Source organism: Blautia sp. CAG:257, from assembly GCF_000433815.1.
Classification (GTDB): domain Bacteria; phylum Bacillota; class Clostridia; order Lachnospirales; family Lachnospiraceae; genus Blautia_A; species Blautia_A caecimuris.
The window spans coordinates 124,750-141,447 of sequence record NZ_HF999031.1; the positions used below are offsets into that span (position 1 = coordinate 124,750).

Annotated in this window: 14 protein-coding genes; all 14 read right to left on the bottom strand. The window is 46.1% G+C overall.

The annotated features are described in order from the left end of the window. Positions 1-123: 123 nt before the first annotated feature. On the bottom strand, positions 124-1,281 hold the full coding sequence (locus QVP40_RS05425; RefSeq protein WP_022067474.1) for an FtsW/RodA/SpoVE family cell cycle protein: 1,158 nt from the start codon (positions 1,279-1,281) through the stop codon (positions 124-126). Beyond that, positions 1,278-1,529: a cell division topological specificity factor MinE gene (gene minE / locus QVP40_RS05430; RefSeq protein ID WP_022067475.1), complete on the bottom strand. Its 252-nt coding sequence runs from the start codon at positions 1,527-1,529 to the stop codon at positions 1,278-1,280. Before minE ends, QVP40_RS05425 begins: the two co-directional genes overlap by 4 nt. A gap of 33 nt (positions 1,530-1,562) precedes the next feature. Then, the gene (minD, locus tag QVP40_RS05435; RefSeq protein WP_022067476.1) at positions 1,563-2,351 is read right to left on the bottom strand and encodes a septum site-determining protein MinD; all 789 of its coding nucleotides are present in this window, start codon (positions 2,349-2,351) and stop codon (positions 1,563-1,565) included. A gap of 72 nt (positions 2,352-2,423) precedes the next feature. Next, positions 2,424-5,324, bottom strand: coding sequence for a penicillin-binding transpeptidase domain-containing protein (locus QVP40_RS05440; protein ID WP_022067477.1), 2,901 nt, complete (start codon positions 5,322-5,324; stop codon positions 2,424-2,426). Then, entirely contained in the window at positions 5,309-5,836 is a 528-nt protein-coding gene (gene mreD, locus QVP40_RS05445; protein WP_022067478.1) for a rod shape-determining protein MreD, read from the bottom strand. Before mreD ends, QVP40_RS05440 begins: the two co-directional genes overlap by 16 nt. Continuing rightward, positions 5,836-6,768, bottom strand: coding sequence for a rod shape-determining protein MreC (gene mreC, locus QVP40_RS05450; protein WP_022067479.1), 933 nt, complete (start codon positions 6,766-6,768; stop codon positions 5,836-5,838). The genes mreD and mreC overlap by 1 nt, the downstream gene beginning before the upstream one ends. A gap of 19 nt (positions 6,769-6,787) precedes the next feature. Beyond that, positions 6,788-7,801 carry a rod shape-determining protein gene (locus QVP40_RS05455; protein ID WP_022067480.1) on the bottom strand — a complete coding sequence of 338 codons (1,014 nt, stop codon included), beginning with the start codon at positions 7,799-7,801 and terminating at the stop codon, positions 6,788-6,790. Positions 7,802-7,813: 12 nt separating this feature from the next. Continuing rightward, positions 7,814-8,512, bottom strand: coding sequence for a RadC family protein (radC, locus tag QVP40_RS05460; protein WP_022067481.1), 699 nt, complete (start codon positions 8,510-8,512; stop codon positions 7,814-7,816). Positions 8,513-8,607: 95 nt separating this feature from the next. Beyond that, a complete protein-coding gene (locus tag QVP40_RS05465) occupies positions 8,608-10,197 on the bottom strand; it encodes an NAD(P)/FAD-dependent oxidoreductase (protein ID WP_022067482.1) in 1,590 nt (529 codons plus the stop codon). Beyond that, positions 10,194-11,417 (bottom strand): aminoacetone oxidase family FAD-binding enzyme, encoded by a 1,224-nt coding sequence (locus QVP40_RS05470; RefSeq protein ID WP_022067483.1) that lies wholly within the window; start codon positions 11,415-11,417, stop codon positions 10,194-10,196. The genes QVP40_RS05465 and QVP40_RS05470 overlap by 4 nt, the downstream gene beginning before the upstream one ends. Positions 11,418-11,456: 39 nt before the next feature. Then, positions 11,457-12,734, bottom strand: a complete 1,278-nt coding sequence (locus tag QVP40_RS05475) for a methionine gamma-lyase family protein (RefSeq protein WP_022067484.1) — start codon at positions 12,732-12,734, stop codon at positions 11,457-11,459. 144 nt (positions 12,735-12,878) lie between these two features. Then, positions 12,879-13,826 carry a tRNA (adenosine(37)-N6)-dimethylallyltransferase MiaA gene (gene miaA, locus QVP40_RS05480; protein ID WP_022067485.1) on the bottom strand — a complete coding sequence of 316 codons (948 nt, stop codon included), beginning with the start codon at positions 13,824-13,826 and terminating at the stop codon, positions 12,879-12,881. A gap of 9 nt (positions 13,827-13,835) precedes the next feature. Then, positions 13,836-16,118, bottom strand: coding sequence for a DNA mismatch repair endonuclease MutL (mutL, locus tag QVP40_RS05485; protein WP_022067486.1), 2,283 nt, complete (start codon positions 16,116-16,118; stop codon positions 13,836-13,838). A gap of 48 nt (positions 16,119-16,166) precedes the next feature. Continuing rightward, a partial coding sequence (locus tag QVP40_RS05490; protein ID WP_330361888.1) for a MutS-related protein occupies positions 16,167-16,698 on the bottom strand: 532 nt, incomplete at its 5' end.

Sequence of the window (16,698 nt, forward strand, 5' to 3'; positions counted from 1 at the left end):
CCTGCTTTTGTTCCTTTACCGAAGCAGATCTGTTTCCGTAATTCCTGCGTACTTTTTTATCCGGAACAGTACTTCTCTGTCTTTCGGTATCTGTTTTTCGTCTGCGAGCAGGCTGTTCGTTTCTCATAAATACTCCTCTTTCTTATCTGACATTGTTTTCTGAAGTTCTTTATTATACAAGCTGCTCTGAAGACCTACGTTCAGAACAAGTCCCATTCCAATATAAAGACTGATAAGAGAGGTCAGTCCATAGCTTACAAAGGGAAGAGGCGTTCCTGTATTCGGCCCCATTCCGGTTGCTACGCAGATATTCAGAAAGCTCTGGAAAGCAACGATACTTCCCATTCCGCAGCAGATGATTTTTCCGGATAGATCCTTTGCCCGAAGTCCCATACGGATACATTCCAGAGCAATAGCCAGAAGAAGCAGGATAATGGTAGTACATCCGATAAAACCATATTCCTCTCCTGCTACTGCAAAGATAAAGTCCGTCTGGTTTTCTGCCACAAAGTTTCCTTCATTTACCGATGCCACCGAATCACCGGACAGTCTTTTTCCTGTCAGCTCTCCGGATGCAATGGCTGTCTTGGAATTATCCTGCTGTTGGGTGTCGTCTGTGTATTCTTCATTTTCCGGATAGAGAAACGCCATAATACGGTCTCTCTGATAATCCTTGATAAGCTTCTGTTCCGGCTGTACCACGATCATAAGAAAGATCACCAGTAAGGGAACTGCAATCAGAAGCGCTCCTCCGATAATACGGTAGCTCAGTCCGGCAATATAGATCAGGACACAGAATACCACTGTGATCATGATCGTATTCTTCAGATCAGGCTGATCCAGGATCAGATAAAGAGGAACAGCCAAAAAAACTGCTGACTTTGCCAGTGTACGGAAGCTGTTCAGGTCTTCTTCATGATCCATAAAGAACCTGGCAAAAAAGAGAATGATGATAATTTTGGCAAGCTCTGTAGGCTGGAACCGGATAAAACCGAAATCGATCCAACGGGCCGCGCCGTTTGCTGTATCTCCAAAAAGGCGTACGATCAGAAGAAGCACGATATTGCCGCCGTACATGATCCACTGAAAGTTTGAGATCCAGGAATAATCTATGAGAGACAGGATCACCATGATAACCAGACCCATGATCACACCCATAAGCTGCTTGAGCATCAGATCCTCACGGGCAGTACCTACCAGTACCACACCAATGGAACTGATGGCAAGCAGAAACAGAAGCAGTCTGAAATTGTAAAAACGAAGCTTATACTGTTTAATCATTTTGTCCTTTGTTCCTTTTTTGACCTGACAGGAATGTCCGCATGAAAAACAGGGGGTTCCTGCGTAATGCGGATCTTGACTTCTGTCTCGTCAATTGTAATATATTTTTTTACTGTATGTATCATATCGTTTTTCAGCATTTTCATCATCTGTGGAGAGCAGTCGATCCGTTCCGACACCAGAAGCATTTTCATTCTGTCCCTGGCATATCCTGCGGAGCGGCCTTTTCCCTGTAAAGCGGTTTTCAACAGAATACCCTCCTTTTTTATGAGATCATGAAATTATTTCCTGAAGATCTGTCCCAGTCTGCGGAACATGCCTTTTTTCTGGCGGATTTCCATAAATGGAACTTCCTCACCCAGAAGACGTCTGCAGATATTCTTATATTCCTCTTCTGCCTGGGACTTTTTGCCGGAAAGAGGCTCTCCCTGATTGGCAGCCACAACGATCTGCTCATCATCAGGAATGGTTCCGATGAGATCTACTGCCAGTATCTCAATTACATCGTCCACTGACATCATATCTCCCCTGGCGATCATATCCGGTCTCAGACGGTTGATGATCAGATGGATATCTCTCAGCCCTCCCGCTTCCAGAAGCCCGATAATACGGTCTGCGTCACGGATGGCAGAAACCTCCGGAGTTGTTACCACCAGAGCCTTATCTGCTCCGGCAACTGCGTTTTTAAAGCCCTGTTCGATTCCTGCCGGACAGTCCAGAAGAACATAATCAAATTCTTCCCGAAGCTCCTCGGTCAGTTTGATCATCTGCTCCGGAGAAACAGCAGACTTGTCCTTTGTCTGAGCGGATGGCAGGAGAAACAGCTCTGGATGGCGTCTGTCATGGATCAGAGCCTGTTTCAGCCGACAGCTTCCGCTTATTACATCTACAAGATTATATACAATCCTGTTTTCCAGTCCAAGTACCACATCCAGATTACGCAGGCCGATATCGGTATCCACCACAACTGCTTTTTTGCCCATCATGGCAAGTCCTGTGCCGATATTGGCAACGGTTGTGGTTTTTCCCACACCGCCCTTTCCAGATGTAATAACAATGACTTCACCCATGTTTCTGATTCCTCCTAAAAGATATGTTCCATAATTCTGGTTTTCTCTCTGGTATTTTACACCGGACTGATATCAGTCATTGGATGTATTGCTGACATCCGTGGATGCATAGCCTGTCAGAATAGTATCCTTATCTGCCAGATCAAAAATGTATTCCATAATATCATTTGCTGTGGTGCAGGCATTTCCGGAGGAATATCCATTGGCAATACGGACTGCAACAGCATACTGCGGCTGGTCAGAAGGCGCATAGCCGATAAAAAGACCATGGTTTGGCTGCCGGTAGTCAATCTCTGCCGTACCTGTCTTTCCGGACAGCGCCACACCCAGTCCGTTAAACTGCTCATGAGTCTGTACAACGCGGCGCATACCGTCATGGATATCTTCCCACACATAGGACGGCACATCTGTCATTTCACTTTTGACAACAGGCTCATATGTTTTCTGTGTCTGTCCCTGGGAATCTGTCACCTTATCCAGAAGAGACAGATCGTACACAATTCCGGAGGTTGCCAGTGCAGTTGCATATCTGGCAAGCTGACTGGTTGTATAAAGGTGGTTACCCTGTCCGATATAGGACGGAACTGCCTTGCTGTCCGAAACGTGAGGAGTCGCCTCTGAAATTTCAATTCCTGTGTTCTCATCCAGACCAAACTCCTCTGCATATTTCTGGAGCTTGGAAAGACTGAGATTTTCTGAAAATTCGTCTTTTTCATTCTTTCCGGCCTCAAAGCCGATCATGTTAAAATAATAGTTGCAGGACTGTTCAATTGCCCCTCTGATCTCCAATGAGCCATGTCCGCTTTTGTTCCAGCAGTTAATAGGCGGATTGACCAGATCAAATTTTCCGGTACATTCAATGTAAGTGCCGTCGTCTATGAGATTTTCCATCATTCCGGTCACTGCTGACAGAAGCTTCAGGGTAGAACCAGGAGCAGTTGTCTGCTGTGTGGCCTTGTTAAAGAAAGGACTGGAAAGATCAAGGGAAAGTCTGGTGTAGTAATCTGTATCCATTTCATTGCTGAGTCTGTTATTGTCATATCCCGGATAGGATACGCAGGCGAGTACCTTTCCGGTATTTACGTCTGTAACCACAGCCGATGCGGAACATGGCTTCAATGCAAGCTGTGCAGGCTCAATCTCCAGGTTGGCAATTTTATTGATCATAAAATCATAGGAGTTCAGCTCCCCGGATGCCAGCCGGGAATAGGCTTCGTCTTCTTTTGAAAGAACTCCCTGCTCATAAAGCACAAGGCAGAGATCCTGACCGGAGATCTGATCGTTCATAAGCAAATACTTGTACAGAAGCTTGGAAAAACCAAGATCTGTTTTCAGATAATCCACTATATAGGAAGTCATGGCCTGATAGATTTCCGCAGAATCCAGGTACTCTTCCTTCGGAGAGATCACGGAAATATCAATCCAGTTCTGCCCGGCAGCGTAATTCAGATATTCTCTAAGGCTGATGCTTTCTTCCTCTGTCCATGCCAGATAAGTAGGATCAGAAGTGTCAACTGCATCTTTGGAGATAACTCCCAGAGTATCCCGGAGCACAGTGTCGCAGATATACGTAAGATATTCCTGTACTTCCTCGGATTCATCCTTATATGCCGGCGGATTGTCGTCTGTCAGCCTGTTAGTTATTGTATCAAAAACTTCCTGCTGCTTTTGTTGAAATTTGTCATATAAATTTTTTTCTATATCGGAAGCATCCGGATCATTGAATTTTTCAATATTAATGACACTGTTTGCTACCAGAGCATTGTAAACGTCATAAATCGGCACGGAAATCTGACTGGCATCCTTTACACCTTCAAAATCAAACTTCTTTGTATTTTCAATACGGGTCAGAAGCACACCTGCAACACGCTGTTTCAGGATCTGGTAGATAGCGCTCTGCCAGTCTGAATCAATGGACAGATACACATCATTTCCTGCAACAGGCGGCACAATGGTGTTTTCGTCAATCTTCAGGACCTTTCCAAGGTTGTCAACGGTTACGGTTTCCTGTCCGTCCGTTCCATGAAGAAACTGCTCCATATGCTGTTCGATTCCGGCCTTTCCGATTACCGCATCATTGGAATAATCAGGATTTTCTTCTTTCAGAGTTTCCAGTTCTTCTGCCGATGCCTGTCCGGTATAGCCCAGAACCGGTCCCATACTTTCATCATCAATATACTGACGGACTGAATCCTCTATCACATCAATTCCCTGAAGCTGACTTTGATTTTCCATTACTGCAGCCACTGTACTTTCGCTTACATTTGTGGCAATGGTAACAGCCATATATTTCTGGAAGCTGTTTGTGTTAAGCTTATAGCGCATGGATGCAATATCCAGGATTTCCTGTCTGGAAAGTTCTTCTGGAAGTCCGTACTGCTTCAGTTCTTCCGGTGTATAGGCGTCCTCACCATAAAGAACAATAGAAAAACCATCGCTTCCCGTCAGATAATTCATCATATCTTCTGCGGTAGCAGAGGCCTGTTCCTTGGTAAGATCATCAATCAGAGGATGTCCGTAAATATCTGCCTTAAATCTGCTGAGTGTAAATCCTTCTCCTACGTCAAAGGTATAATTTCCACTTTCGTCAAGTACAATGTGGAAGTCACCGGAAAGGGTGTCTCCGTTTTCTGACAGAATCTGAAGAACCCGGTATGCCACTCCGTTCAGGGCCAGATTTTTTTCACGGGTGGTCTCGTAGCTTCCATTATCCTCAAAAGTCAGGGAATAGGACAGAATATTGGAAGCTACCATTTCGCCGTTTCTGTCATAAATATTTCCCCTTGTACTTTTCAGCACACGGGTTTTGGTGATACGGTTTTCAAATTCGCTGATGTAGTTTTCACCCTGAATGATCTGCAGTTCAAAAATCTGGCGGATCAGGATAAAAGCCATTACGATAAACACAATGATCACCACAGTTGTACGTTTCAGTTGAATTTTTTTGATCAGTTTTTTTATTTTAGTACCCAAATAGACTCACTTTCTTTCCTGACAGGGGTCATAAAATGATGATTGATATAATAAAAAATCCTGTATACGATCACCGTCAGAAATACGGTATAAACAATTTCAGGAATAATAATTCTGTACAGATAGATAAACAGATTCATACGTCCCCTTAAAAGGAACTGGAATCCGTAAACAGCCAGATTATAAAAGAAATCCATGGCTGCGGTGAGAAGGATGGGAACCTTCAGGTCATTATCATAATAAATACGATAAGTATATCCGCTGATAAATCCCACATACATGTAGATCAGCGCATAAAATCCAAGAACAGAGCCAAAAAACAGATCTGTCAGAAGACCGCAGAAAAATCCGGTCCACATTCCGCTTTTTCGCCCGCGCATCAGTCCCATGGAGCTGCACAGGATCAGAAGAAGGTTCGGTGTGATGGAGCCGATAGAAACAGAATGAAGCACAGTGGACTGCAGAAGAAAGCAGACAATAATGGTAAAAAACAGAACCAGCTTACTTTTCATTATTCTGCCTCCTTTGCAGTGTCCTCTTCTGAGGCTTCGTCACCTTTTTTCTCCTCTGCTTTTCCCTGCACGGCATCCTGTTTGTTGGTTGTGATCACAAACACGTCTTTCAAATGCTGAAAATCAACTGGAGTAACAAGAGTTCCTGTTTTGGTCAGGTTATTTGTATCCAGTTCGATCTCACTGACGTATCCGATAAATAATCCTTCCACATACTTGTCACTGATATTGGAGGTAACAATTCTCTCGCCTACAGAAACCTTGTCTTCTCTGTCGTAAAGCTGACTGAACCTCAGCTTTCCTTCGTCGATCAGCTCAAGATCTCCCTCTACCACACAGATATCGTCTGTACTTACGGTCATGGCGCTGACATTGCTGCTGTCATCAATAATGGAGCGGACAGTAGCCCAGTTGGAGCCTACCTCAGTGACAATGCCTACCAGGCCTTTTCCGGCAATTACATTGTTGTCCACGCGGATACCGTCATTGCTTCCGCGGTTGATCATAAACGTATCATACCAGTTTCCGGGATCTTTGGAAATGATCCTGGCAGCAACCTTCGGATAGTCTGTATATTCCTCATCCAGCTCATAGAGCTGTTCCAGACGGGCAAGCTCAGCCTGATCCTGCAAGAGTACATTATTCTGTTCTGTAAGAGTGTCTACAGTTGTCTGCAGCTCCTTGTTCTTCTGGATCAGGTCCTCTTTTTCCTGGAAGCTGTCCTGAACGCCTGTCATCCACTGACCGATGGATGCAATGGATTTTTCAAAGGGAACAATAATAAGTCCGGCAGCCTCCTGCAAAGGCGCTGAAGTCACACCGGAAGCAAGGGTGGCAACAATGGCGCTGACGCAGAAAAAGGTCATAATTGCCAGAAGATGTTTACTTTTTAAATGAATACGAAATCGAAATTTCTTTTTCAGGTTTTTCATGGATCATACCCCTAAAAAATTATAATTTACGTTGCTTTACAGGCTGCGCCCATTTTTCCAGTTCCCGGTTCCGGATGATCTTTTCCAGGCCGCCTACGGAAGAGGTTTCATAAAGCTGGGAAAGCCGGAAAGAAAAGCCGGTATAGCTTGCAAGGTAATTGTCTATGTACGGAAGCCGCGTGCTTCCTCCGGTAAGATAAATGCCCTCTCTGGAAATATGATAAGCGATCTGCGGAGGCGTTCTCTCAAGAAATGTTTTCATTTCCGCAGCAATCTCATTGACACAGTTCATAATTCCCGCGTTGACTACATATCCGGAAATGATCTCTTCTCTTGGAAGCCCGGAAATACTGTCGATTCCCACAACCTTGCGGGCGTCCTTTTTCTGATCGTTCAGTCTGCCCATGGCAAGCTTCAGCCGTTTCCCTGTTCTGGTTCCGATCTGAAGGCTGTATCGCTTTCGGATCTCGCTGCAGATGGCTTCGTTCATCTGTCTTCCTCCAATGGGAATCTTTTTGGAGATAATGATCTTTCCGTCTGTAATAATGGAAAACTGCGTGCTCTGTGCTCCGATGTTTACCACCATGCTTCCGGGATTATCCTCCAGGGTGATTCCAAGGGCAAGAGCATCTGCAATGGGAGCTTCCACCATATACACCCGGTTCTTCCGGAGCCAGTGGCCGTTGGCCACATGATAATACGCTCTTTTTTCTACAGCTGTCATATCAAGGGGAACGGAAAAAAAGATATCCGAGCCGATGCCAAGAAATTTATCAATTTTTTTCATCATACTGTAAAGAGCAATTTCCTGAAGCTCAAGATTGGCGATCATACCAAAAGCCATCGGCGAATTAACAACGATATCAACAGGTGATTTTTCAAACATATCGTATGCTTCATTGCCCACGGCGATGATCCTGCGCCCTTTTGACGCAATCATGTTCTTTTCAAGATAGGTTTTGTTTCTCAGAAAGGAATAGACCTTAATGGTACTGCTTCCAAGATCTATTCCATATGTTTTTTTTATCAGCATAAATCTGCCCCTTTATCTCATCATTCCCCGTTCTTTGAAGCTGATGTAACTGCGATCCCCGATAATGATATGATCAAGAAGGCGGATTCCCAGTAATTCTCCCGCCTCACAGATCCGCTGTGTGATCTCTCTGTCGCAGCCGCTGGGTTCCGGATCTCCACCCGGATGATTGTGAACGAGGATCAGACTGACTGCATGGCAGCGGACAGCCTCCATGTATATTTCTCTGGGTGTAACAAGGGTGGCGTTCACCGTTCCCTTGGAGATCAGTCTCTCAGACAGAAGATGGTTTCTGTTGTCCAGCATCATACAGATTAAAAGCTCCTGCTCCTGATGACGGAGCCTTTCCATGTAATAGGAAGCAATAGAATCCGGATGATGAAAACTTAAAGACGGCTTTGCCGCTGCCATGGAAATGCGTTTGGACAGTTCCCCGATGCATTTCAGCTGAACAGCTTTCACCTTTCCCACCCCGTGGATTTTTTCGAGATCCGCGAGAGAACTGTGAATAAGTCCCGGCAGTCCGGGATAGGACGATTCCTGCATATGCTTCAGTATGTTATTTGCCAGAGCAAGAGAACTGCACCCTTTTGTGCCGCAGCGAAGAATTACTGAAAGAAGTTCACTGTCACTTAAGGTTTCTTCCCCCTCACGGATACATTTTTCGTAGGGTCTTTCTGTCTCCGGCAGATCCTTCATTGTTTGTTTCATATGGTTTACCTGCTGTTCTCTGTGCAGGTCCAGGAAAGAATCAACCTTTATTCTAGCATAAAAAGAGAGAGATGTATACTCTCTCCTTTGTTTTTTTACAATTTCATTCTATATTCAGAAGCAATCCACTCTGCGGTTTTTATGCCGTCCATGGCTGCGGAAGTGATTCCGCCTGCATATCCCGCGCCTTCTCCGCAGGGATAAATACCTGTGATGTTGGAAAGGCCCTTCTGATCCCGTACCAGCCGCACCGGCGAGGAGGTACGGCTTTCTATGCCGCTTAAAACCGCATCTTTTCTGTCAAAACCGGACAGCTTTTTCCCAAAGGCAAAAATGCCCTCTTCAATGGAATCCCCAATTTCTTCCGGAAGAATGGAACGCACATCTGCCAGTACATAGCCGCCTTTGATATTTGGACGGACGTCCCCCAGCTCTCTGCTTACCTGATGGGTGCAGAAATCTCCAAAAAGCTGTACCGGAACCTTTCCCTTTCCAAGTTCCCAGGCTTTTTTTTCAAGACTGCGCTGGAAGGCAATGCCTCCAAGAGTTCCCTTTTCCGGGAAATCCTCCGGGGTAACGGTTACGATCATAGCGCTGTTGGCATTTTCTCCGTCTCTGGCCTGATAACTCATACCATTGACTGCCAGAAGTCCCTGCTCCGAGGATGCATTTACCACATAACCTCCCGGACACATACAGAAAGAGTATACACCTCTGCCATTTTTGCAGGTGTGGGTCACCTTATAACTTGCAGAACCAAGGATGTTATTTTCCGGTTCTCCGTAAAGATCCTGATTGATCATGGACTGGGGATGTTCGATCCGCAGTCCCACTGCAAATGCTTTTGGCTCCATGGCAAGACCTCGGTCCTTCAGCATAAAAAAGGTATCCCTTGCACTGTGGCCCACAGCCAGTACACAGACCTGCGCCGGAACCTGCTCTGAATGGTTGACCTCCACTGCTCTCAGTATTCCGTTTTCTGTATAAAGATCTGTCACCTTGGAACGGAACCGGAAGGTTCCTCCCATTTCCTCAATCTGGCGTCTCATGGTCTGGACAATATTCACAAGTACGTCTGTGCCAAGATGAGGCTTCTGCTGATAAAGGATTTCCGGATCAGCCCCTGCTTCTGTGAAGCGCTTCAGAACTTCCCGGTTTCTTCCGGAGGAATCTTTTACCAGAGTGTTCAGCTTTCCGTCTGAAAAGGTACCTGCTCCTCCCTCTCCGAACTGAACATTGGACTCCGGATCAAGGACACCGTTTTTCCAGAACTGGTTTACAGTCTCCATTCTTTTATCTGCCTCTTCTCCCCGTTCCAGCACCAGAGGACAGTAGCCTGCTCTGGCAAGATACCAGGCGCAGAAAAGCCCTGCAGGACCGCTTCCAACGATTACCGGCCGGGTTTTTAAGGGCTGCTCTCCCGGTTTTGGAAAAGAATAGCTCCTCTCATTAGTTAACATAATATTATTACTGTGAACTTTTTTAAGGATTTTCTTTTCGTTCTCAGCCTTCACGTGCACAGTATATACAAACTTTTTATCCTCTTTATGGCGGGCGTCCAGAGACTGCCGGATAATTTCATAAGAAAATGATGCCTCACCGCAGCGGAGAGTTTTTTTAATTTTCTGTCTCAGGTCTGCTTCCGTATGACTGACCGGAAGCTTCAGCTGGCTGATCTGTATCATATAAGCTCCTTTGCTCCGTGAATTCCGGCCACGGCTCCGCTGGACCATGCCCACTGAAGGTTATAGCCTCCGCATGCTCCGTCAATATCAAGAAGTTCCCCTGCAAAATAAAGACCTCTGTGAAGTCTGGATTCCAGAGTTGAAGGATTTATTTCATCGGTAGCGACTCCCCCGGAGCACACCTGAGCCTGTTCAAAGCCCAGAGACCCCTTTACGGTAAGCATGAAATCCACAGCGGCTTTCAATGGATCCTTCTGCTTCATCAGAAGTCGTACAAGTCTGTCCGGAAGAAGGCCTGCAAAAAGCTCTTCTTCAGTTTTATAAGGACAGAGTTCTTTTCTTTTTTTCATAAGTTGCTTCAGTATTTCTTCTGTGTATTCAGGCAGAAAGTTCACGGAAAGCTGAACCTGTTTTTTCTCTGCCAGCGCCCGGGCTACATATCTGCTCAGCTGAAAAACAGGGATCCCTGAAATTCCATACTCAGTAAGCTGAACCTCTCCGGTTTCCTTCCCTGACAGATTTCCGTCAATAAAAAGCTGAACTGCCGCTTCTGTGCGGACGCCTGCCCACAGAGAAAGACTGCTGTTCTGGCATTTCAGGCCTGTCAGCGCCGGAAGAGGCTTTATGATCTGATGCCCCAGTTCACTGGCAAGAGCATAACAGCTTCCGTCTGCGCCTGCAACTGCAGAGGCTTTGGAGCCTCCGGCAAGAATCACTGCGCCCCCCTGATAAGTCCAGGTCTCTGTCTGCACATTCCAGAGATTGTCCGAAAAAAATATCTTTTTTACATGTTCCAGGGTTTTAATCTTTACTTTCAGGCTTCGGGCTTTCATTTCCAAAAGCTCAGGAACACATTTCGCCTGTCCGCTTCTGGGATACAGCCAGCCTTTTCGTTCTGTTGTCAGAATCCCGATTTCCTCAAAAAAATCAAGGGTGTCTTTTACAGAAAACTGTTCAAAGGTTTCTCTGACAAATTCCGGATGGGTTCCTCTGTATGCTCCTTCGTACTGATCCAGATTGGTAAGATTGCATCTTCCGTTTCCGGTTACTGCAATTTTCCGGCCTGTTTTTTCATTGTGCTCCAGAAGGGTAACAAAAGCTCCGGCTTTGGCAGCCTGAACCGCAGCCATCAGTCCCGCGGCACCTCCGCCTACCACGATCAGAGAACGGGACGGATCCACAGGCTTTTTTTTCTTTTTTGCAAGCTGATTTTCTCTCATAAATACCTCCCTGAGTGGTGTTCTCAGAATTTTCCTGATTTACGGAAGCGTGATCAGATGCTTATCCAGAAGCTTCTGTACAGACATCAGGATTCCAAGCTTTGCATGTTCCCAGGTCAGACCTCCCTGGAAGTAAACTGCATAAGGCGGCTTCATGGGGCCGTCTGCAGAAAGCTCAATGGAAGAGCCCTGAACAAAAGCGCCTGCTGCCATGATCACCTGACTGTCATAGCCCGGCATATCCCAGGGCTCCGGGTCCACATAGGAATCCACCGGCGCGGCAGACTGGATTCCCTTACAAAAGGCAACCACACGCTCCGGCTCGCCCAAAGTCACAGCCTGGATGATATCCTGTCTTGGCTCCTGTCCGTCCGGAATCACAGGAAAGCCCAGTTTTTCGTAAATGTTTGCAGCAAAAACAGCGCCCTTTAAAGCCCCCTTTGTCACCATGGGAGCCAGGAAAAATCCCTGATAAAAGGAACGGTTCACCCCCAGAGAAGCGCCTACCTCCATGCCAAGTCCCGGACAGGTCATTCTGCTGGCGGAATTTTCCACGCATTCCTTTGTTCCTGCAATATATCCGCCGATAGGGGCAAGACCGCCTCCCGGATTTTTTATGAGAGAACCTACGATCATATCTGCCCCCACGTCGCTTGGCTCAATGGTATCCACAAATTCACCGTAGCAGTTGTCCACCATACAGATCACGTCCGGCTTAATGCTTTTTACAAAAGCGATCAGCTCTCCGATTTCTTTTACTGAAAAAGAGGGTCTTGTCTGGTAGCCTTTGGAGCGCTGGATCTCCACCAACTTTGTTTTTTCGTTGATGGCTTCCCGGATTCTGTCATAGTCAAAGGTTCCGTCCTCCTTCAGGTCTACCTGACGGTAGGTAACGCCGTATTCTGCGAGAGAGCCTTTTGCCGGACGGATTCCAATTACTTCTTCCAGCGTGTCATAGGGTTTTCCTGCCGGAGCCAAAAGCTCGTCTCCCGGACGGAGATTTCCAAATAACGCAATGGCAAGAGCGTGAGTTCCGCAGGCGATCTGAGGACGTACCAGGCAGGCTTCTGTGTGGAAGGTATCTGCATAAACCTTTTCCAGAGTATCCCGCCCGAAGTCGTCATAGCCGTAGCCTGAGCTTCCGTTAAAGCACTCGGAGCTTACCTTGTTTTTCTGCATGGCAAGCAGCACCTTCATCTGATTATATTCTGCTTTTCGATCAAATTCCTCAAAGCGCTCTTTTAAAGAATCCTCGATCTGTGCGCCAAAATTATAAACCTCTTCTGAAATTCCTAACTGTTCATATATTTCTTTCATCATGCAACCTCTTTTTCTTTATTCAATCCTGTGTTTTACAGGTGTTCCTGCAACTGCAGATCAGCTCCTGCCGGAGTATGCGCGGCAGGCTTTTTAATATGCGGATATAACAGATGTAAAATCCGGTTCCTGTCTGTCCTGGTTTTACAGAAGAATCCCTTTTTTTCTGCATATTTCCAGCATATAATCAAGAATCTGATCTTCCTGATAGGAAAACTGATCTTTGTTTACCCAGGTTACCTCCTGTTCTCTCCGAAACCAGGTAAGCTGCCGCTTTGCAAAATGTCTGGTATCCCTCTTCAACACTCTGACAGCTTCCTCAAGAGGGTATTCTCCGTCCAGATAAGCAAGGATTTCTTTATATCCAAGTCCCTGCATGGATACCATTCCTCTGTGGCAGCCCTCTTCCTTTAGCCTGGACACCTCTTCCAGAAGACCTTCCTTCATCATCTGGTCCACCCGCAGATCAATTCTTTCATAAAGAAGCTCCCGTGGCATATTCAGGACAAAATAAGCCAGATTGTAGGGACTTTCATGCTGTTTCTGTTCTTCATTGTGAGCAGAGATGGGAGAACCGTTCTGATGATAAAACTCAAGAGCCCGGATCACACGCTTTACATTGTGGGCGTGAATGGCATCTGCGCTTACAGGATCCACCTTTCTCAGCATTTCATGGAGATGCTCCCCGCCTTTTTCTTCTGCAAGAGCTTCCAGTTCCTTCCGGTAATCATTTTCCTGCTGAGCTTCTGTAAAATCAATATCCTTTGTAACTGCCTGAATATAAAACCCGGTTCCTCCTACCAGAATGGGTATTTTTCCTCTGGAATAAATATCCTCCATGGCTTTTTTTGCCATCTGCTGAAATTTTACAATATGAAATTCTTCCTCCGGTTCCAGAACATCCACCAGATAATGAGGAATTCCCTGCATTTCTTCAGATCGGATCTTTGCAGAGCCGATATCCATTTTTTTATAGACCTGCATGGAATCTGCAGAAATGATCTCTCCGTTTACTGCCTTTGCAAGGGAAATGGAAAGACTTGTTTTTCCTACTGCCGTCGGTCCGGTCAGTACGATCAAGGGCTGTTTCATATGGCTCTCCTAAACAATTCGTTTAAATTTCTTTTCCAGTTCTGTTCTTGTCATGGAAATAATGGTAGGGCGTCCGTGAGGACAGTGATAAGGATTGTCCAGAGTAAGAAGCTCGTCAATAAGCTTTTCCGCCTCTTTCGCTGACATGGCGTGATTTCCCTTGACTGCTGCCTTACATGCCATAGTCGCCAGTCTGGATGCAAAAATATCAAGGGCATCCTTTTCCCCGCTGCCGGATAGCTGATCCAGCATTTCCAGAAACAGAGCTTCTTCGCTGAACCCGTAAAGAGTGGCTGGAACCGCGCTGATCCGGTATTCTTTTCCGCCAAATTCCTCTATCTCAAATCCGAACTGAGAAAAGTATTTCTGATTTTCCTTCAGAATGTTTTCTTCCTGAAGATTTAAGGTTACGATCAGAGGCGGATTCAGATACTGGGAATCCACAGTCTTTTCCCGGAAGCTTTTTACAAGGCGCTCATAATAAACCTTTTCATGGGCGGCATGCTGGTCAATAATATAAAAATTATCCCCAAACTGCGCCAGCCAGTAGGTGTCAAAGATCTGTCCTACAAGGCGGATACGTTCCCGGGATTCCGGAGCAAGAAGCTTTTCCTCAAATAATTCCAGCTGACGGGGCTCCTGGGCTGTCATTTCCCGGCTGTTGTGTTCCGAGTCTGATGATGAAAGCTCCTGACCGTTTTCCTCCCTGATCACCGTCTCCGGATTCTGTTCAGTTTTCTCCGGTGAGTGATCATCACAGGCAGCGTCCATTGGTTTCTCAACGGAATCCACGGATTTTGTCTGTGTTTTTTCTAAAAGTAAGCGCTCTTTTTCCGGGCCTGATCTCTCTGATCCTGAGTTCTTATTTTCTGATTCGATGTAGTTGGTATTTTTTAATTCATTGTTTTCTTCAGCCGGAAGCTTTGTTTCTGCTTCCCGTTTCAGCTCCTCTTCCAGCTTTTCACGGAGAGTACCCTGAAAAAGATTTTCCTCTGAGGCGGAAAAAACCTGCGGTTTCTTTGTTTCCATTGTATGAGAAGCACTGTACGAAGCGGATGGTTCTTTTACTGTACTCTGGTAAGCCGGCCTTTCCATCCATGACTTTGTTTTTTCCGGGACAAAAGCGCCTGCGTCTGCATAAGCTCTGTCTCCGGATATTCCGGTTTCCTTAATTTCTTTTTCTGCATGTCCGTAAAGCTGTTCTCTTCTTTTTTTCTCAAAGGGCTCAGGCACAGATGACGGCTTAACAGGCTCCTCTTTTTTTACAGGTTCGTACTTTCCAAGAGTTACCTTTGGTATCATCTCTCTTCCCATCAGCGCCCTGCGAACAGTATCGTAAACTGCCTCATAAACCTCCTGCTCTCTGGCAAACCTTACCTCACGTTTGGCTGGATGCACGTTTACATCCAGATCATTTCCCTCCATCTGCATCTGAAGAGACACAAAGGGGAATTTATGCTGCATCAGAAAACCCTTGTAGGCGCTTTCTATGGCTTTTGTGATAATGTTGTTTTTTACATAACGGCCATTGATATAATAGTTTTCAAAGCTTCGGTTTCCTCTGGCAATTTCCGGTTTTCCCACAAATCCGGTGATCTTCATAAAATCATTTTCAAATTCCGCGTCCAGAAGAGCCTTTGTGATATCCCTGCCGTAAACGCTGTAGATCACATCCTTTACACTGTAGTTTCCGGAGCTGTGAAGCTTTACCTGCCGGTTCTGGATGTATTTAAAAGAAATTTCCGGGTGGGACAGGGCAAGCTGTTCCATTAAGGTATGGATGTAATTGGCTTCCGTCATGTCTGATTTCAGGAATTTGCTTCTTGCCGGAGTGTTATAAAAAAGATTACGCACAAGAAAGGTGGTTCCCTCCGGAGCTCCAAGCTCTTCCAGAGAATGTTCCACCCCGCCCTCAATAATATACCGGGAGCCGCTGACCGCAGACGAAGTTTTTGTGATCAGCTCCACCTGAGACACAGCCGCGATACTGGATAACGCCTCCCCGCGGAATCCAAGAGAAGCAATCTGTTCCAGATCCTCCACTTTTTCGATTTTGCTGGTAGCATGACGAAGAAAGGCAAGAGGAATCTGGTCTGCCTCAATGCCTGCTCCGTTATCTGTAATGCGGATCAGCTTTTTGCCGCCGTCTGTGATCTCCACTGTAACAGCCGTGGCTCCTGCGTCAATGGCATTTTCCACAAGCTCTTTTACAACAGAGGAAGGGCGTTCCACCACTTCTCCTGCCGCGATCTTGTCAATGGTATTCTGGTCTAAAACCGCGATCTTTCTCAACCCAAATCTCCCCTTCTTCCTTTCTGCCGGTCTTGCCCTGAAAGGCTTTTACCAGCGGTTCTGTATTTTGTTCTGAAGATTATAAAGAATATTCATAGCCTCCATAGGCGTCAGATGCGACATGTCCAGATTTCGGATCTCTTCCACAATATCATTGTCCTGTACGGTATCGAAAAGAGACATCTGCGCCATATCCACCTGATCGTAGACAATTTTCTGTTTTTTCTTTGAGGCGGAAGTAAGATCCTTAACTGCTGCCGTAATGTCCGCATCACTTAACTCTTCCACCAGCTCCTTTGCCCGGCGGATCACAGAATCCGGCACTCCTGCAAGCTTGGCAACCTGGATTCCATAGCTTTTGTCTGCTCCGCCTTTAACAATCTTCCGGAGAAAAACAATATCGTCGCCTTTTTCCTTTACGGCAATGCAGTAGTTGTTTACACCGGAGATCTTGCCCTCAAGCTCTGTCAGCTCATGATAATGGGTTGCAAAAAGAGTTTTTGCCCCGCAGAGCTTTGTATCGCTGATATGTTCGATCACAGCCCAGGCAATGGCAAGTCCGTCAAAGGTACTGGTTCCT

Excerpts from the sequence above, each read along its gene's own strand:
- QVP40_RS05455 (WP_022067480.1), bottom strand. The coding sequence starts at position 7,801 with ATGCTGATAAAAAAAACATATGGAATAGATCTTGGAAGCAGTACCATT.
- radC (WP_022067481.1), bottom strand. The coding sequence starts at position 8,512 with ATGAAACAAACAATGAAGGATCTGCCGGAGACAGAAAGACCCTACGAA.
- QVP40_RS05470 (WP_022067483.1), bottom strand. The coding sequence starts at position 11,417 with ATGAGAGAAAATCAGCTTGCAAAAAAGAAAAAAAAGCCTGTGGATCCG.
- QVP40_RS05475 (WP_022067484.1), bottom strand. The coding sequence starts at position 12,734 with ATGAAAGAAATATATGAACAGTTAGGAATTTCAGAAGAGGTTTATAAT.
- mreD (WP_022067478.1), bottom strand. The coding sequence starts at position 5,836 with ATGAAAAGTAAGCTGGTTCTGTTTTTTACCATTATTGTCTGCTTTCTT.
- miaA (WP_022067485.1), bottom strand. The coding sequence starts at position 13,826 with ATGAAACAGCCCTTGATCGTACTGACCGGACCGACGGCAGTAGGAAAA.
- minD (WP_022067476.1), bottom strand. The coding sequence starts at position 2,351 with ATGGGTGAAGTCATTGTTATTACATCTGGAAAGGGCGGTGTGGGAAAA.
- QVP40_RS05425 (WP_022067474.1), bottom strand. The coding sequence starts at position 1,281 with ATGATTAAACAGTATAAGCTTCGTTTTTACAATTTCAGACTGCTTCTG.
- QVP40_RS05465 (WP_022067482.1), bottom strand. The coding sequence starts at position 10,197 with ATGATACAGATCAGCCAGCTGAAGCTTCCGGTCAGTCATACGGAAGCA.
- mreC (WP_022067479.1), bottom strand. The coding sequence starts at position 6,768 with ATGAAAAACCTGAAAAAGAAATTTCGATTTCGTATTCATTTAAAAAGT.